The sequence below is a fragment of the Psychrobacter aquimaris genome, from assembly GCF_016107525.1.
Lineage (GTDB): Bacteria > Pseudomonadota > Gammaproteobacteria > Pseudomonadales > Moraxellaceae > Psychrobacter > Psychrobacter aquimaris.
Genome location: NZ_JABASR010000011.1, coordinates 86,025 through 111,444, shown reverse-complemented (window position 1 = coordinate 111,444; position 25,420 = coordinate 86,025). Strand labels below are relative to the sequence as shown.

Genomic DNA, 25,420 nt, shown 5'->3' with positions numbered 1-25,420 from the left:
CATCGTAAATATGTTCTCAACTAAAGAAAACTTTCAAAACAAATAAAAAGCAAGGCGTATGATATGAGAGACATTACTGCAGAAGCCCAGTTTGATAACTTCTTTGCCCTATTTGAGCAACCTGTACAGTTTGAAGTCAATCAAGAGAGTCTCGATCAGCATCTACGCCTGCTACAAAAACGTTATCACCCTGATAATGTCGACAAGAATCTGGCAAACACCTCACAAGCGCAACAGCAATCTGTGCAAGCTTCAGCATTAATCAACCAAGCCTACCAAGCGTTAAGTGCGCCTGATAGTCGTGCTAGCTATCTACTAGATATGGCCGATCAAGCACAGAATCTAGAACACTCAATCGCAGACTTAGACTTCTTAGAGGATGCGATGCAGATGCGAATGGATTTAGATGACGCTATCGAGGGTAAAGATCGTGCGACATTGCAACAACTACACCCTCAAATCACCGAGCGACTGGCAAAACAGTCTAAGCGTTTTAACGATGCTTACCAAAACCAAGATTGGCAAACGGCGATTGATGCGACACAAAAACTGAAATTCTTAGTCAAATTAAATGCTGACGTAACTACTGGTATCGATGAGTTAGCAACTGCTGAGCATTCAGATGATGATGATCTGTACGTTTAAATAGCTGTAGGTTATGAGTTTTATGCAAAAACCAGATTCTAAATATTTGGTTAAAATAGTACCAACTATACCGTATAATCTATCATCTCCAAAATTGTTAGCTGCTACGCTTTAATATTCTTATAATAGGAGCGCATTCGTCAGATTGTCGTAATGCCTGTACTATATTTCACTTATTTATTTTATCTCTGAGTTATCCTTATGTCTTTAATGCAAATTGCCGAACCCAATCAAAGCGCCCAACCTCACCAGCATCGTTTTGGTTTGGGCATCGACCTTGGTACCACGCGCTCACTGGTCGCTGTGGTACGTTCGGGCAAGGCGCAAGTCTTAGAAGCAGGCGCAGCGTCAGATACGTTGTTGCCTTCTGTCGTTTATTATCCAGCTACTGGCAATCCATTGGTCGGCTATGATGCACTAGCGCATTTGGCGGATGATCCAAAAAATACGATCGTCTCGGCTAAGCGTTTTATGGGTCGTAGTCAAGCTGATATTAAATTCTCTCACCCTTATGAGTTAAGCGGCAGTACAGATGACATGCCAGCATTCGTGACTGCTCAAGGTGAGGTGTCACCTGTCGAAGTATCAGCCCGCATATTAGCCGCACTCGAGCAACGTGCAGCGAGCGCATTACCTGCAAACAGCATCGAAGGGGCAGTTATTACCGTGCCAGCTTATTTTGATGAGGCACAGCGTCAAGCAACTAAAGATGCTGCCCAAGCCGCTGGTATCAATGTGCTACGCTTACTAAATGAGCCTACAGCTGCTGCAGTCGCTTACGGTCTTGATCAAAATAGTGAAAATAGCAATAAAGAAAGCTATTATTTAATCTATGATTTGGGTGGCGGCACTTTTGACGTGTCTATATTAAAACTCACTGATGGCGTCTTTGAAGTATTGGCAACTGGTGGTAACAGTGCGCTAGGTGGGGATGATATTGATCGTCTCATTACCAATTGGATTATCAAACAACTGAGTATTGATCCAAAAGATGTGAGTTTGCATGACAAATCAATACTGGCACAAGAGGCTAAAGCTTACAAACAAGCATTGACTGATGCTGAACAGGTCGATATCAACGTCACTGTCAACGGACAAGCCTATCAAGGTGTATTACGCCGTGAAGATGTACTGGCTATCGTAGAACCTGTTAGTCGTCGCACGTTGAGCGTATGTGAACAAGTGCTGCGCGATGCTAAGCTGACTGCCACAGATCTAGATGAAGTTATCTTAGTCGGTGGCTCAACGCGTATGCCTGCCATACAACAAGTCGTGACTGAATTTTTTGCCAAGCAGCCACTTTGCCGTCTGAATCCAGATGAGGTCGTTGCTTTAGGCGCTGCCCAAACTGCCCATCAATTGGTCAATGGCGATAGTGACAACAATCTATTATTGTTAGATGTGACACCATTATCGCTAGGTCTTGAGACCATGGGTGGTCTGGTTGAAGTGCTTATCCCACGTAATACGCCTATCCCTGTCAAAAAACGCCAAGTGTTTACCACCTATCAAGATGGTCAAACAGGCATGGTGATTCATGTGGTACAGGGCGAGCGCGAGACAGTAGATAACTGCCGTTCATTGGGTCGTTTTGAGCTATATGGTATCCCGCCAATGAAAGCTGGGTTTGCTCGTATTGAAGTGACCTTTAGTATTGATGCTAATGGTCAGCTAACCGTCAGCGCCCAAGAAACCACAACCAAGACAGAAAGTAAAATCGAGATTGTGCCTTCTTATGGACTATCCGATGAGCAAAAAGAGCAGTTGCTCGTCGCAGGGTTCAAGCATGCAGAAGAAGATAAAAAGGCGCGCTCTTTAATCGAGACTAAGGTAGAAGCGGAGCGTGAAGTATTAGCGCTACAATCTGCCCTTAAAGAATTTGCAGCCTTATTGTCTTCTGAGGAGCAGCACTCATTGGCTGAGCAAATACAAGCACTACAAACAACGCTCCGTACTGATGATTTGGCACTTATCGAGGCACAGCAAGCAAAGCTCAAGCCTCATAGTGATGCCTTTGCTGCCCGTATTATGAATCAAAGCGTCAAAGCCAGCATGGCAGGCACGAATGCCCAAGATTGGTAGCAGATACATTTAAGAATGTGGCTTAGCAACCATACTAAGCTCATCTCTTATATTTTTATTCTTTTAATTGATTAGCACTGGAAAGACGATTTATGCCAAAAATTACCGTACTACCGCATCATGAAATTTGCCCTGAAGGCACCGAAGTCGAGCTAGAAGCTGGCAGCAACTTATGTAAAGCGCTATTGGAAAAAGGCATTAAAATTGAACATGCATGTGAGATGTCAAAAGCCTGTACCACATGCCATGTGGTGGTTCGTAAAGGGTTTAATAGTTTAGATGAAATGGATGATATTGAAGCCGATTTATTAGATCGTGCTTGGGGTTTGGAGCCTGATTCACGTCTATCTTGTCAAGTCATGCTCGATGATGAAGACTTAACCATTGAGATTCCTAAATATACGCTTAACCATGCAAAAGAAAATCATTAAACACTAACCGTAAAATTCACCTGACTGTTATTTTGCAAAAGCCAGCTATCATAGCTGGCTTTTTTGCGCTTAATTTTATAGACATTACTTTTAGATGATTATTTATGACGATTGTCAGTGATGGTCATTACGTTTGCTAGCTGCCGCTATGTCGGCTGCTACTTTTTCTTGCTCCTGCTCGACACGCTCAAGCGCAAAATTTAAGCGCGCTCTGATATCTTGATAATCATTATCCTTCATATCTTTAAAATTCAGATGCAAATTGAAACCCGGTAATGTGTAATCAACCCACTTTGACAAGAAGCCTTTATGCGCATCAGGATCCAGCACTTGCCACGCATTCACCTTACTATCAAAGCCCTTAAGCTTAAATGCACCAGCATGATGACATTCGTAATTATGACAGATATAGTCGTAGGTACTCTCACTGACCAATATCTCATCTTTACCAGCGCTCGACTCAAGTCTTGCCGCTAGATTGGCCTCTTTACCAATCAAAGTATAGCTTAGACGATTGTTGCTGCCAAAGTTGCCAACATGGCAATAACCTGTGGTAATGCCAATACGTATGTACAATCCCTCAAAGCCCATCAATCGCCATTTTTGCCTTAAAGTTCGCATCTCGCGACGCATATCTATTGCCATTGCGATACAGTCTAAAGCATCTTGGCGCGCACCGCGACTATTTGGCTCACCAAAAAAACATACCATGCCATCACCAATGAATTTGTCAAGCACAGCGCCATGCTTATTTGCTATCAATGTCATACAGTGCATATAAGTATTTAAGATGTCAGCCAAATTATCGGCGCTCAAACTATCTGACAATTCAGTAAAGCCAACGATGTCTGAGAACATAATCGTCAGCTTAGCACGCTTATTAGAAACGGTAACTGGGCTGTCAGATTTTACGATAGGCTCCCAAACTTGCGTTGGTATGAAGCGCGTTAACTTATTAATGACAGAAACCATCGTACTTAATCGCCCAACAGCCTGATGAGCACGAGTTTCGTAACTAATATATTCTTGGTACACATGCCAAAACTGATATAGTATGACGATCATACTGGCTAATAATATTATTGGTGTTATCCAGCCTTCATGGCAATCTATATCAGCGCTATTCAAAGTGACGCTAACATAATAGAAAACTATCATCGTTATTACGGAAACAGCGATCAGCTTTAAATGATTTTCAGGACTACTAATAATAATTCTAAGCACTATGAGCGCGGCTAAGCTAAGCGAAATGAACGTGCAAAATTGTATCGACCCAATAACCGCCGATAATAAAATAATGACAATATTAGACGTCCAAAAACTTTTTGGGTGGCGATAGTTATAAATCAAAATCATTAAACTTGGCAGACAAACAATAACGAGCAGTGCCATTGAGGTAGGTCTAAAATCAAAATATAAAGCGAGGAGTATGACCGTAAGTATTAAAACGAAGACTTCTGGATAGTCAAATCGATAAATTCCTTCATTTGTTGAAGAGTGATTTGGTCTCAGCGTGTCTAAAAAAGGCATATGAAGTATTCGCTTACGTAAAACAGGCTATCTAAAAAACTAAAAGGCTTGAGGATGGCTCACGCGTACTACCTACCTTTATGCCAGGTTGTGTATAAGATTAATCAATGATTATATTATACTTTTTAAATGCAATAAAACCCATGTCACTGATAGCCAAAAGCATACCACTTATCACTCATCTTGTCTTAATGCGCTACTAAATCAGGATTATGAGACGTATCGCTTGAGCCAAAAACAGAAAAGCCAGATAAATATTATCTGGCTTTCAAACATTTAAAACCTACCAACATATACACATCACGTCATACAATAACCGAGAATAGCGTTGATACAAAACGGTAAAACGCATAAAAACACCAAAATAAGGCTTAACTTTAGATGTCCAACCATTTTTCCAGCTACTTTGATGGGTCAATCACTACGTGCCCACTAGGGCATTATTACTGATTCGCCAATCAACTCACCGATATACCGCTATTTAGGTGTTTATTACATCTGCCAATCAAAAGGCATTTGATGATGACCACGTAGCGCCATCATTAACGTCTGCTGCATCTGTGCCAACACTTCTTTGGTATAAGGAATAGCAGGTACCCCCCATACTGGATTTGGCCATTGCATGTCGTTTTGATAGCGAACGATATGATGAAAATGTAGCTGTGGTACTTGATTACCCAATGCTGCTACATTCATTTTATCGGCTTGAAAGGTCTTGGCCAGTTGGCTTGATAACCAACTTGACTCACGCAAAAACTGTGTTTGATCGGCTTCAGATAACTCATATAACTCTTTGATACCTGATACGCGCGGCACTAATATTAACCAAGGAAACTGACAATCATTGATTAAACGACAAGTCGATAATGGGAAATCCCCCACTAAGAAACTATCGGCAGCGAGTTTATGATGAAGTTGGAACATAATGACGGTTCTCTTGTTATGACACTCAGATAAAAGGAATGTGAATCTAGAAAAGCAGAATTTAATTTACTAAAAAATAATAGGCTAAATATAGGATATCGCTATTTTATCAGTTATCCGACCGATAAAATAGCGCTATGACTCATTGTCTTGACGTCCTACTTGAGCACTGGCTAGCTAACTTATTTAGCTGATTTAATCTACCGAAAATCATTGCTGAGCTCTCAAAATGCCGAAATGCCAAAACAACTATGCTGACGCTGCCACCATATGCTCGCTAAAATAGTGTAATAACTCTTGAATCGCGGTGACGCGCTGTTGCGGTGTTGCCAGTTTATCAGCATCTTGATAACGAATACCAGAGGCACCGTTCATACGATAGCGCTGTCCATTTGATTGAATCAACTTAATAATTGCTAAGGCATCGACTGGCGTATCAGGTGCAAACTCTAATGTCATGCTACTACTATTGGCATCGATTTTATTAATCTTCAGCGGTTCGGCTTGTATACGTAGTCCATGAATGGCAAATAACTGCTTGGTTTGATCTGGCAGCGTTCCAAAACGGTCAATCATTTCAGTACGGATATCGGTGAGCGCCTCTTTATCATCGGCATTACTAATACGCTTATAAAATAACAAACGCTGATGCACATCATGCAAATACTCTTCTGGTATCAATGCCGAGCTATGCAGATTGATCTCACTAGTCAGCGACAATGGCGTACTTAAATCCGGCTCTTTACCTGCTTTAATCGCCTTTGTTGCCCGCTCCAGCATGTCCATATATAAACTAAAACCAATCGCCTGCATGTTACCACTTTGCTGCTTACCGAGTATCTCACCGGCACCGCGAATCTCTAAATCTTCACTTGCCAGCATGAAGCCTGCGCCTAGCGTATTGGCGCGTTCAATCGCATGTAATCGGCGCTTAGCATCGCCTTTGAGACCTTTAATAGACGGTACAAGTAGATAACAATACGCTTGGTGATGACTGCGACCAACACGACCACGTAACTGATGTAATTGTGCCAAACCAAACTTATCGGCGCGCTCAATGATAATGGTATTGGCATTGGGTACATCAATACCAGTCTCGATAATGGTTGAGCATATCAGTACATTGAATTTTTTATGATAAAACTGCTGCATCACTTGTTCAAGTTGGCGCTCTTGCATTTGCCCATGAGCGACCCCTACTCGCGCCTCAGGAACCAATTCACGTATGGTCTCTGCCATACGCTCGATACTAGCCACATCATTATGCAATAAATAAACCTGCCCCCCGCGCAATAGTTCACGCAAGATGGCCTCTTTCATTAAGGCATCAGTTTTTTGCATGACAAAGGTTTTAATCGCTAAACGTCGTGCTGGAGGTGTGGCAATAATTGACATATCACGCATACCAGAGAGTGCCATATTAAGCGTTCTAGGGATTGGGGTCGCTGTCATCGACATACTGTCCACATCGGTCTGAATCGCCTTGATACGCTCTTTATGGCGCACACCAAAGCGGTGTTCTTCATCGACGATCATTAAACCTAAATTAGAAAACTTCACATCAGGTTGCAGTAGCTTATGCGTACCGATAACAATATCAACTTTGCCAGCCGCCAAATCCGCCAATACCGTATCTTGATGCTTTTTGCCACCAAAGCGCGATAAGGTTTCGATACGTACTGGCCAATCAGCGAAGCGATCACGGAAATTGTCTTCATGCTGACCTGCCAGCAAGGTTGTCGGCACCAATACAGCCACCTGATAACCTGCGCTGACTGCAATAAACGCTGCGCGCATGGCGACCTCTGTTTTACCAAAACCCACATCACCGCAGATAAGACGATCCATTGGCTGGTTTTGCCTCATGTCTTCCATAACTGCATGGATGGCGTTGGCTTGATCGGGCGTCTCTTCAAAGGCAAACTGGCTGGCAAATAGCTCATACTGTGATGGGTCTATTTTAAAATGAATACCGACTTTGGCTTCACGACGCGCCTGCATATTGAGTAGCTCAGCTGCTACGTCATGGATTTGCTCAAGCGCTTTTTGCTTGGCCTTATCCCATTTGCCGCTGCCGATTTTGTGCAATGGCGCAAGTGCAGGATCACCGCCACTATAGCGATTAATCATTTGCAAATTAGCGACTGGCACATAAATACTGGCATCATCAGCGTATTTCAGATGAATAAACTCTTGCTCGCCATCACCCACATCTAAGGTAATCAGTCCATTGTAACGCCCAATACCATGCTCAATATGCACCACTGGGCTACCTTCGGTTATTTCGGTAACGCTTTTAACCAAAAACTCTTCTGACACACCGCTTTGACGACGACGGCGCGTTTGCAGCACTTGTCGACCAAATAATTGCGTTTCACTAATCAGCACCAAACGCTCAGGAACATACACCCCACGTTCAATAGGTGCAACCGTTAACCCAACCTGCGGCAGCTTTTTAGCATTAAGACCAGTAGTTTTATCGGCGGCTAAAAACGCCTCAAAGCTATCATAAGCTTTGATATCGATCTTGCCTTTAAACAGCTCAATGAGAATCTCGCGGCGACCCGCTGTTTCAGCCACGATCAATACTGGCGTCGCTGTTTGCGCTTGTAACGCTAAAAATTCTAATAGCTCGGTAAGAGGCTCGGCCTTTTGATGATTTACTGATAATTGTGGTGGCTCTTGCGCACTGAGCGTCACCAAGCCTTGCTGTTTATTTGCCATCAGTGGCAGTTTTGGCTGTAAATCTGATTGGTGTGCAACTTCTAACAATGAGTCGTCGCTGTCAATCGCAGCGACATCCGTCATGGTAGCCAGCTCATTACGTGCACTAAGAATCACGCGTGGATAACGATTAAGATGCTCGTTTAAGGTATTTGATAGCAAATATAACAGTTCAGGCGCGACAATAGGTTTATCAATATCATGACGACGCTCTTCATAACGGCGCTGAATTTGTGACCAGTAATCTACCTGTTTTTCATTAATTAGTTCATCAGTGATAAACAGCGCATCGCTTGGTAAGTAAGCAAATAAGCTACTCTCTGCTTGCCACTCTTTTAAATCAAAAAATAGCGGCTGGTAATATTCAAGTCCGCTACTAGCGATACCTGCCATCACGTCTTTATGTAGCTCAAACTTACGGCTGCTCGCATTAGGGAACATCGTAGCGAAGTTGGTACGAAACGTCTCACGCCCTTCATCAAGCGGAAACTCTTTTGCCGGTAGTATTTGAAATTGTTCAATAGGTTTTGAGATATCTGGTAATTTATGCAGTAGCGACAGCGATTCTTTGCCCATACTGCTATCGTTGCCACTCATCATTGTTTTGAGATCATCAACGGTCAACGTCCGCTGGGTTTGCGGATTAAAAAAACGAATGGTCTCGATCTCATCGTCAAATAAATCTAAACGTAGCGGAAACGGCTGACCCATCGCAAAGATATCAATGATACTGCCACGTACCGCGAATTCACCCGGCTCAAAGACGTTTTCAACCGCTCGGTAACCTGCTTTTGCTAGTAGTCCACGCTGGGTATTGATATCAAATCGATCTCCCACGCTCAAATCAAAATGCTGCCCTATCAGCCAGCTCGGCGGTGCCACACGGTGCATTAGCGCCTGTACCGAGATAAGCAGCACCCCTGAACTTGGCATATCCGTCAAGAGATTGATACGCTCACTAACGATGTCTTGATGCGGTGACAGCTCATCATAGGTCAACGTCTCCCAATCGGGAAACACATAAGCATCGACGCCGCAAAATGCCAGTTCCGTCTCTATCTGATTAAGCTGGTTTTGGTCACGTGTTACCACAACTTTTAATCGGTCGGCAACATTCCATAGCGGTGTTTGCACCAGACTCGCTAGCCACAAACTGCTGACTGCCCCATGCACAGGTGCCAGCCAACGCCGCTCGGCATTCTGGATAGGAAACAACTGCTGGTTAATTGGTTCAAAAGCGTCAGTCAAAGCAGTGATAGGCATAAAGGGTAGGATCAATGTTAAGAGTCAGAGAGCTATTATACGAATATTTCAGCAATTACCAAAATTTATGCCGTAACGGTTTGTCACTTAGGATTTTACTTCTCATCAAACACTGCTGAAAAACCTTGAAGAACACTTATTGCAGCCTGAAAACTATTTTTAAAGCCTCAAAGTTATCACTCAATAAAAAGACCTCAACGATGACGCTGAGGTCTTTAATTGATACTTATTAAACTATTGTTAAATGATAAGCCATTTTTAAATTAAGGGCTTGTCGCTAGCGATAATGCCATTATTATCTGCATAGATAAACATACCCGAATTTAACGTTAAATCGCCAAAGCTAATTTCAATATCCGTTTGACCTTCATCGCGGCGATTCGATTTACGCGGGATGCAACCGAGTGCTATGACACCGATATCCATTGCTGCCATATCATCAACATCGCGAACACAGCCATACACAATAACCCCCGCCCAGTGGTTGTCAATCGCTGACTGCGCAATCATGTCGCCTAGCAGCGCACAACGCATTGAACCACCACCGTCAACCACCAATACTTTACCGTTACCATCTTTATCTTTACCATTGCTATTCAATAATGATTTCACGCGGCTATTGTCTTCAAAGCATTTCACCGTCACAATTTCACCGCAGAATTTGTTTTTGCCACCAAAGCTATGAAAAGACTTACCTTCGATATTGGGCAAACATACCTGCGACTCAGGATTGGCATCCAATAAATCACAGGTCACAAAGTTCTCTTTATTCATTGTTGTTGATTCTGGCATATCTGACATAATGACGCTCCTTGTTATGTATGATTAGTTATTCACGACTGATTATTTATGACTAGGGCTTAATTTCAATTGTTTCCTTAATTTAATACTTGAGCTATTTTTTAACTTTAGTCATCGCTAGCATTTGCTTGTTTTCGATGATATTAGTGGTTTTGACTACAGGTTCAGTACGGTATTTATTACGCTCATAAATATCATGCGCGCTCATCGCCATGGCACTGGCAACGCGTTTCGCGGAAATGGGATGTAGTGACAAGGACTCTGAGACCAATGGCGATATAAGCTGAAAGGCTTTTTGGCCAATACTTTCAAGCGGACGACCTTTATGCTTACCAAGTAACAAGGATGGACGGAAAATGAATAACTGTGTAAAACCTAGCGCCATAATAGACTGCTCAGTTTCAGCTTTTACTCGATTGTATAGAAACCGACTATAAATATCAGCATTCATGGACGATAACAAAAAGAAATTTTCAACGCCTTTGTCTTGGCACAGTTTGGCAAAATTGACATTATAATCATGATCAACCTTTCGAAAGGCTTCATCGCTACCAGCCTGCTTCTTTGTAGTACCAAGACAGCTAAAAGCATCCGTCTTTCGATCAACGCCAACGCTGGCAAATATTTCAGCTAAATTATCAAAATCATTCACCTGATAAAAGCGCATGCTGGCATTGATATAGCGTGGCGGACGCCTTGCAATCACAATTAACGTGTCATAAAGCTCACTAAGCTGTTTGACAAGATGCTGTCCAACCAATCCTGTCGCACCAATTACAATTGCTTTTCGCTGCATAGCCTATCCATTTATATAGTGTTGGAAAATAGATGATAATGAGAAATCTGATTTTAAAGCCTATCACCAAGGCTTTTCACCTTAGGGCGTGTCCTAGTATCATACCTAAATTAACGCATAACTGAGGGTATTCTATAGAATTTATTGTAAGAGATTTTATCGAATGAACGATTTATTGAGTCATAAGCGTTTTTTAGCTCAACAATATTGACAAACATTTCAAAAAACAGTTGAGCAAAGACATAAAAAAACTGTTGTCTATACGATCACACAACTTCTTTCAGCATTAATCATCAAATATATTGTCCTAAGCGCGATAATTTGCTAAGATAACCGGCTTTACACGTCAACGCTGTTTAATTATTCCAAACAGTTCTGGCGCTTGCGATGATCTATTAATATTAGATACTTTAATATTAGACATCGACATCATGTTTGACGAGACGGCTGCTCGTCACCGATGATTGTTAAACCCATTATTGCAATCAACATTCATATTTTATCTGTCTTTATCAAGGAGATACGCGTGGCTAATACTGCACAAGCTCGTAAACGCGCCCGTCAAAACACCAAACGTCGTCAGAACTCTGCGTCACAACGCTCTATGGTTCGTACTTACTTAAAACGTGTTGATGCGGCTATCGCAGCTAAAGATTATGACGCGGCTACCGAAGCTTACAAAAAAGCGGTACCAGTTCTTGATCGTATGGCTGACAAAGGTATTATTCATAAGAATAAAGCTGCTCGTCGTAAGAGCCGCCTGAACAAAACCATCAAAGGCCTACAAGCTTAAGATTGGTAACGTTTAGACCGCATCTCGCCTTTATTGCGTGATGACTAAAACCTTGTCACTGGTTCTAATACTGAGGCAAGGTTTTTTTATGTCTGATCAAAAATCAATGAATCACTTCCATGTTACTTCTGGCGGTAAGAGCAATGTATTAGGATGAAAGCCGGCAGCACGGTAGCCATCTAATAAAGTATGAATCGGGCGCACATACACTTCACCGCGCCAAACGAAGTGTGCACTGGCTTGTTCAAACGGCTTATCATCAAACCACAAAAACACCCCTTCCATCATTTTTGGCCAATCATTCCAATCAATCTCGACCACATCAAACATCACCGCTAAAAAAGCAGACAACAAAGTATCATGACTGACGGCAAGCATTAAATGCCCATGCTGTGGTTGATGTTGATAAAACAGCGACAAAATATCAAGACCACCCTGATAAGCATTTTTAGTGCCTTCAAGATTGCCTTGCAAGAATCTATTGATAAAGTTTAGGACACCAATTTCTTTGAATACTGGATTTGCTATCTCAGGCTCAGTCACTAGGCTGCCAGGTTCGACCAATAATGACTGATGCGTAATATCACGTTGTAGTCCCGCCCCTGCTTGCATCAACTGCGCCGTGTCAATACAGCGCCCAATCGGACTTGAGATACTATCGACATCGAGCGAGTACGGTAAATGCCCTGCCAACCAGCGCCCCCAAGACTTCGCTAGCACGCGACCTTTAGGTGTTAGGGGTAACTGATAACTGGCAAAGCCATTGCCATCAGAGCGTTCACGTAAAGAGTGTCTGGTAAATAAAATCAGCCGTTTATCTTCAGGCAATAAGCTGACTGAGGAGATCATACTATCAGGTAGGTGAGAAGGCGCCGGTGCACTTGGCGTGTGACTCGCAAGCGTTTCAGCAGACAGTTTTGAGGGATTGTTATTTGGGTATTTACTCATGGTAGCAAGCGTAGCAGATTTTTTGACATGAATGAACAAAATATCAGTTCGATTGTAATATTGCTTACAAGTCTAGGCGGTTAAACCTTAAAATAGCCGTTATTTCATATCCGCTGTTTTAAAAAAGACGAATCAAGATGAATAAAAACACACAAATATTTATTTTCAAGAGACTATAGTTGAATTTAAATAATTCCGATACAAGCAAACCGAGTGCAAGCTATACATTAGTATGGTTAGCGAGGATAATAATATAACGAATTTATATGGATTTTACTATAAAACCGCTTAGCCGATATCAATGACTTTGTCCCACGCAAATGCTAATTCAGTGCTGCTCACCTCATTTGGATACGCACGCGGATTAACAATCACTCGCGTATTGCCAATACGATAGTCAAATGCTTCGTGCGTATGTCCATGTACCCATAGCATTGGCGCCCAATCTTCATACATCCAACCAGATAAATCACTGACAAAAGCTGCATTACTTGGTAGATTGGCATACTTTTCAGATACCGATAATGGACTGATACTATGATGACTCATCACAACCGTTTTTTTGCCAAGCGTTTTGGCGGTGATCAATGCTTGCTTCAACCATTGACGCTGTTCCGCATGAATTTTCATCGATACTTCAGGTGAAAAAAGCTCGCTACCTGCGTAAATCTGCTTATAGTCACGCATAAAACGCATAGCAGCGGCCATAGTGTCTTCATTGGCTTGATATTGATAATCCGTCCATAATGTACAGCCTAAGATGCGTATGTCACCAATATCAACATGTTGACACTGTAGAAAACGGACGCCTTGCTGTGACTGGGCACTATAATTATCCCATCTGGCAAGCTTTTTATCAAAATGTAGTACATCTTCGTTAAAGTATTCATGATTACCAGCGATCGTAATCACAGGCACTTGCAAACGTGCTGCCTGCTCTTGTAGCCATGGCATACCACTATCGCTGTTAGCCGTATCGCCCGCGACTAGTACCACGTCTGCGTCAGTTTTAGGAATATGCCCTAGCGGATGTGACTGACGCGCATAACTGTCAATATGTAAGTCACTTAAAATCTGTAATTTCATAAGTTCTAATATCATTAAATAAACGTAAATAGTTTAGCATTTTTTGACATACCCGCAAAAATTAAAAAAAGACAGCGGATTAGGCTGTCTTTTTTATTATTCTGGCGCTATAAAAATCTAAACACTTTGTAAATATCTAAATATTTTATAAGTATCTAAATACCTTGGAGTATCTTTTGTAATTTAGCCGCAGGATCTGCTGCCTGAGTAATTGAACGACCAATCACTAAATAATCAGAACCATCATCTAACGCCTGTTTCGGCGTGCAAATGCGTTTTTGATCATCTGCATTGTCGTCTAGCAAGCGAATACCAGGGGTAATCAATTTAAAATCTTGACCACACAACGTTTTAAGCGTTTTAGCTTCTTGTGCTGAGCAAACCACACCATCGAGACCTGCTTGCTTGGTCAATTGTGCCAATCGACTCACTTGCGCATCTAGACCATCGGTAATACCCGTTTGCATCAATGCTTGATTATCCATAGAGGTCAAAACGGTGACGGCTATCAGCAAGGTATCATAGTTACCGTCTAACAAGCGCTGTTTGGCCAATGACATAGCCTCCATGCCCGCGCTTGCATGCACATTCACCATCCATACGCCAAGCTCAGCTGCCGCTAGTACCGCTTGTGCCGTGGTATTAGGAATATCATGGAATTTCAAGTCTAAAAATACGTCAAAATTACGCTGATGTAGCACCTTAACTATTTCAGGACCACAGCGAGTAAACAGCTCTTTACCCACTTTTAGTCGGCATGATGCTGGATCTAACTGCTCAGCTAATGCTATCGATGCCTCCATCGTCATATTATCTAAGGCAACGATGACTGGGGAGTTCATTGTATTATTCATGGTTTTACCATATTTATATCAGAATTATTAAAGCACTATATATGGACTGGTCATAGATCAGTCCATATATAGTTTAGTCTCGTTTTTTCTTGGTAAGTGTAGCGCCTTCATCTACATTAAATACTTCTGCCTCTTGCACTTGCACATTGGTTGCTGTCGAACCATAAATAGCTTCTTCCACCGTTGGCGCGCTTGCTTGGCGATCAATGACAGCATTTGCCTGTGTCAGCTGCTCTTGAAGATTAGCATTCGCCTTTTGCAAACGCGAGATTTCCCATTTATTTTGTAAGACACGGAAGATAAGCAGCGCCAACAATATGCCAATAACAATACCAAGCATAAGGCATAAAATCAGCAGCAGTCCTAAATTCATCGTCGGTGCTTGCGAGAATAATAAATTTACGCCGACTTCAGTATTATTTGCCAACACCAAACCAAGTGAATAAGCAAAGCTCAAAAACAGCAATACAAATAGTAAAAAGCGCATGAGACGTCTACCTCGATTTGGAATGTCGTTAATGTTTTAAAAATAGCACTCTAGAACCTTCATCAACTCACATATTTAGATGCTTATGAACTAATTAGTGATAAATTCTAGTAGAAGTGGCTAGCAATCATCTTGTTGGAAATTCTACCCAATAGATGGTCTATCACACTCTTAGCTATTTGCTACTTTATCATTGACTGCTTCACGTAGTGCTTTACCTGGTTTAAAGTGCGGTATCGCTTTGGCAGGTACAGGTACGCTTTCTCCTGTCTTAGGGTTTCGACCCATACGGGCACGACGATGGTGCAGACAAAAACTGCCAAAACCACGAACCTCTACGCGCCCATCATTGGCTAACGTATGGGTCATCAAGTTTAATATTTCACGTACTGCATCATCGACTACAGTATCAGTCATATTGTCACAGTTCGCACTTAAATTACTAATAAATTCGGACTTGTTAATCGCTTGCTGCATTATTACGCTTGCCTTGTTAATTAATGGATAAGATGACTGTGAATCAGACCATCATTTTCAATAGTAGTTACTTTTAAGACGACCTATACATTAAAATTATAAAAATGAATATCCATTCATTAAAATAATCTTAGCGTCTTAAATAAGCAATAATTCACATCTCGTTACTCAATGTTGCAAATGATAGCGGATATTACGGTAAATGGAAATAAGAGTTTACCTGTTTGGGTAAAAACCTCATTGATTGATAGTAAACTTAAAATTTAAGCAAAAAAAAAGCGACCGGAGTCGCTTCTTTTATAAATTCATATCAATAGCTTACTGCATTTGCTCTTTGATCAAATCACCAATTGTTTTTGGCTGTGCATCAGAACCTGGAGTAGCAGTCGTGCTTGTGCTACCAAGATCTTTAATCGCTTGACGCTCTTCAGCTTCGTCTTTCGCTTTGATAGACAAGTTGATGTTGCGTGTTTTACGATCAACACTGATGATTTTCGCTTCAACGTCATCACCAACAGTTAGATGCTTAGTTGCATCTTCAACGCGGTCACGTTGGATCTCAGAAGCACGTAAATAAGCTTCAACTTCGTCAGCAAGCTCAATAGTAGCGCCTTTAGCGTCTACTTCTTTTACTTTACCATTAACGATAGCACCACGGTCATTGTTGACTAGGTATTCGTTGAATGGATCAGAGCTTAACTGTTTCACACCTAGGCTGATACGGTTTGCTTCTGCATCTACTGACAATACCATAGCTTCTACGGTGTCGCCTTTATTGTAGTTACGGATTGCGTCTTCGCCAGTTTCGTTCCAAGAGATATCAGATAGATGAACAAGACCATCAATACCACCGTCTAGACCGATAAAGATACCGAAGTCAGTGATTGATTTGATCGTACCAGTGATTTTATCACCGCGCTCATGTTTCTTATCAAACTCATCCCATGGATTGGCTAGAGTTTGTTTGATACCTAGGCTGATACGACGACGTTCTTCGTCGATATCAAGAATCATTACTTCAACTTCATCGCCCACTTGAACAACTTTTGATGGGTGGATGTTTTTGTTGGTATGATCCATTTCTGATACGTGTACTAGACCTTCAATACCTTCAGAAATCTCAGCAAAACAACCATAATCAGTTAAGTTGGTTACGCGTGCTTTAACCACACTACCGACTGGGTAAGTGCCGCCAACGTTATCCCAAGGATCAGTACCAAGTTGTTTTAGACCTAGGCTAACGCGATTGCGCTCACGGTCAAACTTCAATACTTTAACTTTTAGGTCTTGACCAACTTCAACCACCTCAGATGGGTGCTTGATGCGGCGCCATGCCATGTCAGTGATGTGCAATAGACCATCAATACCGCCAAGGTCTACGAATGCGCCGTAATCAGTAAGGTTCTTAACGATACCTTCGATCTCGATGCCTTCTTCAAGCTTGTTCAATAGCTCTTCGCGCTCAGCTGAATTTTCAGCTTCCATAACTGCACGACGGCTAACAACCACGTTGTTACGTTTCTGGTCAAGCTTGATAACTTTGAATTCTAGCTCTTTGCCTTCAAGATGCGTGGTATCACGGATAGGACGAACATCTACCAAAGAACCTGGTAAGAACGCACGTACTGAACCGATATCTACAGTGAAACCGCCTTTCACTTTGCTTGAGATAATACCTTTTACGATTTCATCATTATCAGCGATTTTTTCAAGGAAGTTCCAAGTTTCAACACGCTTGGCTTTTTCACGTGACAGCAAGGTTTGACCCATGCCGTTATCAACCGCTTCAACTACGACATCAACGCTATCGCCAACTTCAACTTCAAGTTCGCCTTCTTCGCTTAAAAACTCTTCACGAGCGACGATACCTTCAGATTTAAGACCAGTATCTACGGTGATCCAATCACTATCGATGGCCACAACAGTACCTGTGATAACCGAGCCACGCTCGATATCCAGACCCTGCTCTTCAATGCTCGCTTCAAATAGTTCAGCAAATGATTCCATTATGTCTACCTTTGTATAGCCGTATCCTGTCCAGCACAGTACGGATCAAATTTATGACTGCATAAAACGAGAATACTGGTTTTATATCTCATACAATCATATAAAAAAACGTTTGTTGATAATAAGCAAATGAAATAGCCAACTCATTAGCAACAACTGTCTCATATAGAAGTTTTTGTATTTATTCTATCAAATCACATTTCTTACAACTACTTTTAAGACCTGCTAAGTCCTATAAACTCCACTCCTACAATTTTATACTAAAACCGAACCTCATAGCAAAGCTTTTAATACTTAATATGTTGTTTTTATTAACTATTAAAAAAAATACCTTTGTCTTGGCAATGTTTCTTAACTTGTGCGTAAACAGTATCAGCGTCTAATGTTGAGCTATCTAGTAACAATGCATCTGCCGCAGGTTTTGATGGTGCTGTTGTGCGGTTTTCATCACGGTCATCACGGGCTTTAATTGTAGCTAAAATTGCGTCAAAATCTGCCGTCTGACCAGCATTTATTAACTGTGTTACGCGGCGCTCGGCACGCGCTTCCGCACTCGCAGTCAAAAATACTTTCACATCAGCATCTGGGAATACCACCGTACCCATATCACGACCATCAGCAACCAATCCAGAACGAGTGGCCATATCTTGTTGCAATTTTAGCAATGCTTGACGAACTTTTGGAAATACTGCTATCTGTGATGCATAGCCACCGACGGTTTCATTACGGACCTGCTCACCAACCACCTCATCATTCACTAAAATATCAACACGTCCTGACTCATTGTTAGGTACAAAAGCAATCTCTAGGCGCTGCGTTAACGCTAATACAGCCATTTCGTCAATGGCTTGGCTTCCATCCGCCGCAACTAATCCAGCTTCAAATGCTTTGAGTCCAACGATACGATACAAAGCACCTGAGTCAAGCAGTTGATAATTCAATGCTTGGGCTAAACGCCACGTAACCGTACCTTTACCTGCCCCACTTGGTCCATCAATACAGATAACTGGATAGCGCAATAATGGCGCTTGGTTATCATTACTGCCAGAACTAAAGTTATCAAGTATAGCGTTATCAGCTGTAGAAACGGTCATAATACTCACTTAATAGTAGACGATACTGATACGGCTTTGTGCGTGCTAGTTGCAGAACAATATTTACTTATTTATCAAACGCTTGACAATCAATTCATCATTTCGTTATCAAATAGGGCCATATTATAGCAAAGAAACCTACCTATCACTAGCAGCAAGACTGATATCTTGTTACTTGCTTGTTTTGTATTTCTTTTTTGCTGCTTTACGTCGTTCACGGAAAAATGTCTTAAGCATCTGGCTGCTATGCTCACGGCATAAGCCATTATATACTTGGATAGCATGATTATAAAAAGGCTGCATTGGTAAATTTATTTGACTACCAACCATACCCGCTCGTGGCTCGCTTGCCGCATAAACCAATCTATCCACCCGTGCATGAATGAGCGCTCCGATACACATCGTACAAGGCTCTAAGGTAACGTATAACGTTGTATGTAATGGTAATCGATAGTTTTTCAAGCGCGCACAAGCCTCTCTTAACGCAACAATCTCGGCATGAGCGGTCGCATCGTGACGCCCAATGGGCTCATTGAATCCTTGACCAATAATCTGCTGATTATGTACCAGTAGCGCCCCTACTGGCACTTCTCCACGCTCAGCCCCTTGTTTGGCAAGTTTTAGGGCTGCTTGCATCCAACTAATATCTTGAAGTGACCAAAATTTTCTGGCTTGAACATCCTCAATAACTAACTGACTATTCGCGGCCACATATGGCTTTACGCTTATATTTTTTATATATTTCATTTACTGTGACAACTATTGCGGTAATTGCCAGTCGATAGGCGTTTGCCCATACTGTACTAGATAGTCATTGGTCTTAGAAAACGGCTTGGAGCCAAAGAATCCGCCACGATTGGCAGCAAGTGGTGATGGATGTACAGCGGTCAGAATAAGATGCTTATCAGTATTGATATATTTGCCTTTTTTCTGTGCTTTACTGCCCCACAATATAAATACGGTATGCTCTGTTTGTTCATTTATCACATCAATCACCGCATCGGTAAACTGCTCCCAGCCTTTATTTTGATGACTGTTTGGCTCACTTTCTCGCACGGTCAGGGAGCTATTTAATAGCAGAACCCCTTGCTGCGCCCAGTAAGTCAGGTCACCATGTTTTGAGGGCGCGATACCAATATCACTCGCCATCTCTTTTAGCAAATTATTGAGTGACGGTGGCTTTGGAATAGCTTTAGGCACTGAAAAAGATAAACCCATTGCTTGCCCTGGTCCATGATAAGGATCTTGACCTAGTATCACGACTTTAACCTGTGATAAAGGGGTTAGGTTTAATGCGTTAAATATTAAGGGTGCAGGCGGATAGATACTGTCTTCTGACTGGTAGGCTTCTTTTAAGAACGCTCGCAGATCGTCCATATTGTTAGAGGTTAACTCATCTGCTAACGCCGTTTTCCAATCTTCTGGCAAGCGCACATTGTCTAAAATCGCCTGCTTTTGTGCTGGTGTTTTTGGCGTTTGTTCATCGAACAATTCCATAGTATGTCCTGTTATATTTGTTATCAATTAGATAAATATCGGGTAATGATACATGAACCAACCTCACACATGAAAGCTAGTGATTTCATACTTTAGTTTTGTTATGAATTATAGCAATAAAAAAACGGCTACCACAGTAACATGGTAACCGTTATGATTATATTAGTAGCAAAAACTTAGCTGGCAAGTGACTCAGAGTCGGGATGCGGCGCATGAGTCTCAACGACTGTCAAGATAATACGACTATCCGCTGATCCTTTATCTGTAGACTTATAATCCGTCTTGCCACTGTACTTATCAAGCTTGACAGAATCATCATCTTGCTCATCATCAGCTTTAGGCTCTAAAGTAAGATGTACTACCCCGCCATTGACCAAATCACCAAACAAAATCATACTTGCCAATGGCTTTTTGATCTCATCTTGAATCAGACGCTGCATTGGACGTGCACCCATTAGGCGATCATAGCCTTTGTTGGCCAAGTAATCGCGTACTTCGTCATCAATCTCTAAGGTGACTTGTTTATCATCAAGCTGGACTTGTAGCTCAACCAAGAACTTATCAACTACAGACACCACCACTGAGGTATCTAGTGGGTTAAATTGGATGATGGCATCTAGACGGTTACGGAACTCTGGCGTAAAGACACGTTTTAGCGATTCCGTATTATCACGACTATGGTCTTGCTGAGTAAAGCCCATCGAAGAGCGGCTAATACTATCAGCACCGACGTTGGTCGTCATAATAACAATGACTTGCTTAAAGATAGCCACACGACCATTGTTATCAGTCAACGTACCATGATCCATGACTTGCAGTAACAAGTTGAAGACATCAGGATGCGCTTTTTCAATTTCATCAAGTAATAAGACACAATGTGGATGTTGGTTGATTTTTTCAGTCAGCAAACCACCTTGATCATAACCGACATAGCCAGGAGGCGCACCAATTAGACGCGATGCGGTATGGGCTTCCATATATTCTGACATATCAAAACGAACCAGTTCTACGCCTAACAAATTTGCCAATTGACGTGAAACTTCGGTTTTACCCACCCCAGTAGGGCCAGCAAACATGAAGGAACCAATTGGCTTATCTGGTGCTTTGAGACCGGCACGCGATAGCTTAATTGCATCGGCTAATGTTTCAATTGCCTCATCTTGACCAAACACTAAGTGCTTAAGATCACGATCTAAGTGCTGAAGAATACTCTTATCATCACTCGATACTGACTTAGGGGGAATACGTGCAAGCTTAGCAACAATCGCTTCAATATCTGCCACATCGATTTTCATCGGTGGTTTTTTCTTAGCTTTGGCACTTTTTGCATCACTGAAAGATTGGGCACGGTCATTGGCTTTTGCAGTTTCTGCTTCATCCTGCATTTCGCTATCACTATACGTGTCACCATCGAGACCCTCGGTATCAGCATCGATCTGTGCATCAAAATCTTGCTCTATATCTGCAATGAAGCTTTCTTCTGCATCGATATCGTCAGCATCAGGAATCACACCTAAACGCTTATAGGCACCTGCTTCGTCAATCACATCAATCGCTTTATCTGGTAAAAAACGCTCGTGAATATGCTTAGCAGATAATTGAACGGCGGTGACCAATGCTTCATCGGTATATTCGACGTTATGAAATTCTTCATAACGTGGTTTAAGACCGCGTAAAATATCAATCGTATCGTCAACACTTGGCTCTTTAACGTCAATTTTCTGGAAACGACGTGACAATGCATGATCTTTTTCAAACACTTGACGGTATTCGGTAAAGGTGGTTGAGCCGATACAGCGCAGTTCACCATTAGCAAGTGCTGGCTTAATCAAATTTGATACGTCCATATTGCTGCTCATTGACGACCCTGCGCCAATAATCATATGAATCTCATCAATAAACAAGATCGCATTGGGCTTTTTCTTTAGCGCATCGAGCAGCGACTTCATGCGTTTTTCGAAATCACCGCGATATTTAGTACCGGCGATTAATGAGCCAATATCAAGGCTATAAATCACACAGCCATTTAACGGCTTTGGTGCTTTATCATTGATAATCAACCACGCCAAGCCTTCAGCAATCGAGGTTTTACCGACGCCTGGCTCACCAACCAATAACGGGTTATTTTTACGGCGACGGCATAACACTTGAGCGGCGCGCTCAATTTCGGGGCCACGTCCAATTAATGGGTCAGTCTTACCTTCAGCAGCACGCTGGTTTAGGTTAGTCGCAAACTCAACCAAAGGATCTTTACTGGTTTTTTCTGAAGCACTGCGGCGCTCGCCAGTCATAGAAGCACGTGGCTCTGATGGCTCGTCTTTATCTTGACCATGCGATAAGTACTGGGTCAGCTCAAGACGGCTAATACCTTGCTTTTTGAGCAAATAAACCGCATAAGTATCATGCTCTGAGAACATCGACACTAAGATATCTGAGCCTTCGACCAAACGACCACCGCCAATAGACTGCACATGGAAAATAGCGCGCTGCAGAATACGATCGAAGCTTTGGGTTGGCTGCGGTGACTGCTCCGTGTCTGCGTCTACCGTTGGCGTATGCTTATTGATGTAAGCTTCCAACTCAGTACGCAGCGTTGAAACATTGGCATTACAGGCAGTTAACGTATTGGCAGCGTGAGTATTCTCTAATAACGCCAATAATAGATGTTCAACAGTGAGGTACTCATGCGATTTTTGGCGCGCAAGTGTCATTGCTAAACGCAAAGAAACTTCAAGATGACGACTTAACATAACGACTTCCTACGGTTATACCTATCTTTATAATTGATAGCTTTATGAATGAGTTAGTAAGTAAATCAGGGCGACAGATGGATTGTTCAAGGGCTAAATCTGTATTATCAAAAGACAGCGCTAAATGATATTGACCATGTATTACTCAAGTAGCAGTGCTATCTACTTATCACCAATTAAGAGTTTTTATCACTCATACTTGCTTTTCTTTATCTCAACACGATACTTAAGAAGAGTCAATCTATTAACACAGACTAAAATGTATCAAGGCGATACTATGCATCGCTATTTATACTAATGAAATAGTATGCAAGCTTGGAAAGCTGAGCAAATAAAAGAGAAATTGGAATTAGAATAATAAGTGAGAGAATGAAAGAGACACATGACTTTATTTTAAGCCGTTAACTGGCTAAATCATAGACAATTCAAACATATAGGACGACTAGAAAATGATACAAATGCAGCAGCAATCTCTATAAATTTTAGACTGCTATTTGATGCGCCTATCTAATATATAAGGATATATTAAATAGAAATCAAGGTTGTTGTAGGAATAACAATGAATGATAGGGCATTTTTATAGCAAGGAATGTAAGGATGACTGTTTGGATACAGAGTGCCTATCAAGCTCACGATGCGTGATTTTTAGAGCTTATCAGCACTTCTAAACGATAAGACTATTGGAAATAATAAGATAGAAACACGGAAAGAAAATAAAAACTCTAAATTAACGTTTAAATTATCTCCTTATTCGCCTTGATGTGGCTCAATCTGGGTCAATAATGGATACCCTTCACGGTGTGCCAGACTGTTTACCTTTTTGGCTTTAGTCTCAGCGATATCTTTAGGATAAATACCAGCAATGCCTTTGCTGCTGTTATGAATCGTTAGCATAACTTCGACTGCCGAATCCATACTATGACGGAATTCCGACTGCAAAATGTAAACGACGAACTCCATCGGCGTATAATTATCATTATACATAACGACTGCATACATAGGCGGCTTTGCCACTTCTGGCTCTGCTACCAGTACATCTGCTTGTGGTGAGGTTTCGCCGTCCGTATCGCCATCTTGCGCACGGTGAGCAGGTATAGTTGGAAAGTGCCAATCAGCAACAGTTGGCAACGCTTGCAATATGGTTTGTTTTATCATAATTAGAATACAAATTAATGGTTATATTTATAACAGAATAAAGAGTGCTAACAAAGGTTAGTAAACGCAATGCTTATTATAGCGCTCTTAAATATGAATAGACTAAGGCTCAATCGGGCTTTCGTCGACTTCGGGTAAATCTAAAAGTGATAGCGGCATATTATCAACTCGGTCGCCAAGCTTCCAATCATAGAGCTGCTCCACTTGTTGTCCGTCAGCTTGTAAGCTGAGTTTAACTTGTAACGGTCTAAACCCTGATGGCATCATGAAACGACCACGAATACGAACGATACCTTCAATAGTATAAACTGGAGGATCTAGAGGCACCTCTACAAAATCATCGTCATTGAGCAACGTCAACGTTGGCTTTAAGCGTTTGGCTTTGCCATCACTAGCAAGCATACCTATATCGAAACCATATTCAAAAGCATTTTCAGGTAATGGCTCAATCTTTGCTGCTATTACTTGTAGAGGCATGCCGCCTTTGTCACGAATGACATCAGCATATAACTCATTTAGCTGAGAGACTTGTCTATTCTCAACCGTTAATTCTTGCTGGTTTTCACGCAACTCTTTAATGTTAGCCAAGCTAATCGCCAGCTCCTGCTTAGCAGTAGCAGCTTGATTGGTCGCTATTTTATGACTAAGACGTAAATCCTCAAGGGCTTCAGTCGCCTCAGTGCTATTGATCATCGCTTGCTTGCTTTCAGTTTGCATAGAATGAAAGCCACGCTGATATCCTAATTTATGACCAAATATCAACCCAACAATGGCGGTCACCAATATGACAACGACAAATAAAGCCAACACCAGTGTAGATGCCCCTCGTTGGGTACTACCTACCGCTACCGTAGTTACTGAGCTAGCATTGGTTTTAAGAGAATGCGGTCTACACTCTAAATGATAGAAATCAGAGTCTTTGCACGATGAAAGTGCGGGCTGTGAGAAAAAGCGTCGTACAAGCTTGACACGCATTTAGACAATATCTCTTAACAGTAAGGGCAAGTTATTATAGCGGAATTTATAATCAATACCTAGCACCATAAATGTGAATGATTTAACCATAGCTAAACATC

Annotated in this window: 21 protein-coding genes; 4 read left to right on the top strand and 17 right to left on the bottom strand. The window is 41.8% G+C overall.

The annotated features are described in order from the left end of the window. Positions 1-63: 63 nt before the first annotated feature. The 3 genes from hscB (at position 64) to fdx (ending at position 3,158) form a co-directional block, all read left to right on the top strand. On the top strand, positions 64-645 hold the full coding sequence (hscB, locus tag JFC10_RS10920; protein WP_198332831.1) for a Fe-S protein assembly co-chaperone HscB: 582 nt from the start codon (positions 64-66) through the stop codon (positions 643-645). A 201-nt stretch (positions 646-846) separates the two neighbouring features. Beyond that, positions 847-2,727, top strand: coding sequence for a Fe-S protein assembly chaperone HscA (gene hscA / locus JFC10_RS10915; protein WP_198332830.1), 1,881 nt, complete (start codon positions 847-849; stop codon positions 2,725-2,727). A 92-nt stretch (positions 2,728-2,819) separates the two neighbouring features. Beyond that, on the top strand, positions 2,820-3,158 hold the full coding sequence (gene fdx, locus JFC10_RS10910) for an ISC system 2Fe-2S type ferredoxin (protein ID WP_193012963.1): 339 nt from the start codon (positions 2,820-2,822) through the stop codon (positions 3,156-3,158). 114 nt (positions 3,159-3,272) lie between these two features. Here the strand turns inward: fdx and JFC10_RS10905 are convergent, their stop codons facing one another. The 5 genes from JFC10_RS10905 to JFC10_RS10885 form a co-directional block, all read right to left on the bottom strand. Next, the gene (locus tag JFC10_RS10905; RefSeq protein WP_227685821.1) at positions 3,273-4,223 is read right to left on the bottom strand and encodes an adenylate/guanylate cyclase domain-containing protein; all 951 of its coding nucleotides are present in this window, start codon (positions 4,221-4,223) and stop codon (positions 3,273-3,275) included. Between the two features lie 957 nt (positions 4,224-5,180). Then, positions 5,181-5,612 carry an HIT domain-containing protein gene (locus JFC10_RS10900; protein WP_045445060.1) on the bottom strand — a complete coding sequence of 144 codons (432 nt, stop codon included), beginning with the start codon at positions 5,610-5,612 and terminating at the stop codon, positions 5,181-5,183. A gap of 249 nt (positions 5,613-5,861) precedes the next feature. Continuing rightward, on the bottom strand, positions 5,862-9,599 hold the full coding sequence (gene mfd, locus JFC10_RS10895) for a transcription-repair coupling factor (protein WP_198332828.1): 3,738 nt from the start codon (positions 9,597-9,599) through the stop codon (positions 5,862-5,864). A gap of 258 nt (positions 9,600-9,857) precedes the next feature. After that, entirely contained in the window at positions 9,858-10,391 is a 534-nt protein-coding gene (rraA, locus tag JFC10_RS10890; RefSeq protein WP_198332857.1) for a ribonuclease E activity regulator RraA, read from the bottom strand. Between the two features lie 103 nt (positions 10,392-10,494). Beyond that, complete coding sequence (locus tag JFC10_RS10885; RefSeq protein ID WP_198332827.1) at positions 10,495-11,196, bottom strand: NAD-dependent epimerase/dehydratase family protein; 702 nt, start codon at positions 11,194-11,196, stop codon at positions 10,495-10,497. 526 nt (positions 11,197-11,722) lie between these two features. On the opposite strand from JFC10_RS10885, the gene rpsT reads away from it, so the two are divergent. Further along, positions 11,723-11,989: a 30S ribosomal protein S20 gene (gene rpsT, locus JFC10_RS10880; protein WP_010200097.1), complete on the top strand. Its 267-nt coding sequence runs from the start codon at positions 11,723-11,725 to the stop codon at positions 11,987-11,989. A gap of 111 nt (positions 11,990-12,100) precedes the next feature. Here the strand turns inward: rpsT and JFC10_RS10875 are convergent, their stop codons facing one another. The 12 genes from JFC10_RS10875 to JFC10_RS10820 form a co-directional block, all read right to left on the bottom strand. Continuing rightward, entirely contained in the window at positions 12,101-12,937 is an 837-nt protein-coding gene (locus tag JFC10_RS10875; protein ID WP_193012969.1) for a histidine phosphatase family protein, read from the bottom strand. 288 nt (positions 12,938-13,225) lie between these two features. After that, positions 13,226-14,023 carry a metallophosphoesterase gene (locus tag JFC10_RS10870; protein ID WP_227685820.1) on the bottom strand — a complete coding sequence of 266 codons (798 nt, stop codon included), beginning with the start codon at positions 14,021-14,023 and terminating at the stop codon, positions 13,226-13,228. A 155-nt stretch (positions 14,024-14,178) separates the two neighbouring features. Further along, on the bottom strand, positions 14,179-14,877 hold the full coding sequence (pyrF, locus tag JFC10_RS10865; RefSeq protein WP_198332825.1) for an orotidine-5'-phosphate decarboxylase: 699 nt from the start codon (positions 14,875-14,877) through the stop codon (positions 14,179-14,181). 73 nt (positions 14,878-14,950) lie between these two features. Then, positions 14,951-15,364 (bottom strand): lipopolysaccharide assembly protein LapA domain-containing protein, encoded by a 414-nt coding sequence (locus JFC10_RS10860; protein ID WP_198332824.1) that lies wholly within the window; start codon positions 15,362-15,364, stop codon positions 14,951-14,953. Between the two features lie 171 nt (positions 15,365-15,535). Beyond that, on the bottom strand, positions 15,536-15,841 hold the full coding sequence (locus JFC10_RS10855) for an integration host factor subunit beta (RefSeq protein WP_193012973.1): 306 nt from the start codon (positions 15,839-15,841) through the stop codon (positions 15,536-15,538). A gap of 318 nt (positions 15,842-16,159) precedes the next feature. Beyond that, positions 16,160-17,851 (bottom strand): 30S ribosomal protein S1, encoded by a 1,692-nt coding sequence (rpsA, locus tag JFC10_RS10850; RefSeq protein ID WP_198332856.1) that lies wholly within the window; start codon positions 17,849-17,851, stop codon positions 16,160-16,162. Between the two features lie 308 nt (positions 17,852-18,159). Further along, a complete protein-coding gene (gene cmk / locus JFC10_RS10845; RefSeq protein WP_198332823.1) occupies positions 18,160-18,942 on the bottom strand; it encodes a (d)CMP kinase in 783 nt (260 codons plus the stop codon). Between the two features lie 171 nt (positions 18,943-19,113). Then, the gene (gene tadA, locus JFC10_RS10840) at positions 19,114-19,653 is read right to left on the bottom strand and encodes a tRNA adenosine(34) deaminase TadA (RefSeq protein WP_265089969.1); all 540 of its coding nucleotides are present in this window, start codon (positions 19,651-19,653) and stop codon (positions 19,114-19,116) included. A 48-nt stretch (positions 19,654-19,701) separates the two neighbouring features. Beyond that, positions 19,702-20,439 carry a uracil-DNA glycosylase gene (locus JFC10_RS10835; protein WP_198332821.1) on the bottom strand — a complete coding sequence of 246 codons (738 nt, stop codon included), beginning with the start codon at positions 20,437-20,439 and terminating at the stop codon, positions 19,702-19,704. Positions 20,440-20,615: 176 nt separating this feature from the next. Then, positions 20,616-23,189, bottom strand: coding sequence for an ATP-dependent Clp protease ATP-binding subunit ClpA (gene clpA / locus JFC10_RS10830; RefSeq protein ID WP_198332820.1), 2,574 nt, complete (start codon positions 23,187-23,189; stop codon positions 20,616-20,618). Between the two features lie 747 nt (positions 23,190-23,936). Then, entirely contained in the window at positions 23,937-24,344 is a 408-nt protein-coding gene (locus tag JFC10_RS10825; RefSeq protein WP_193012978.1) for an ATP-dependent Clp protease adaptor ClpS, read from the bottom strand. Between the two features lie 102 nt (positions 24,345-24,446). After that, entirely contained in the window at positions 24,447-25,319 is an 873-nt protein-coding gene (locus tag JFC10_RS10820) for a hypothetical protein (RefSeq protein WP_198332819.1), read from the bottom strand. Between the last annotated feature and the right edge of the window lie 101 nt (positions 25,320-25,420).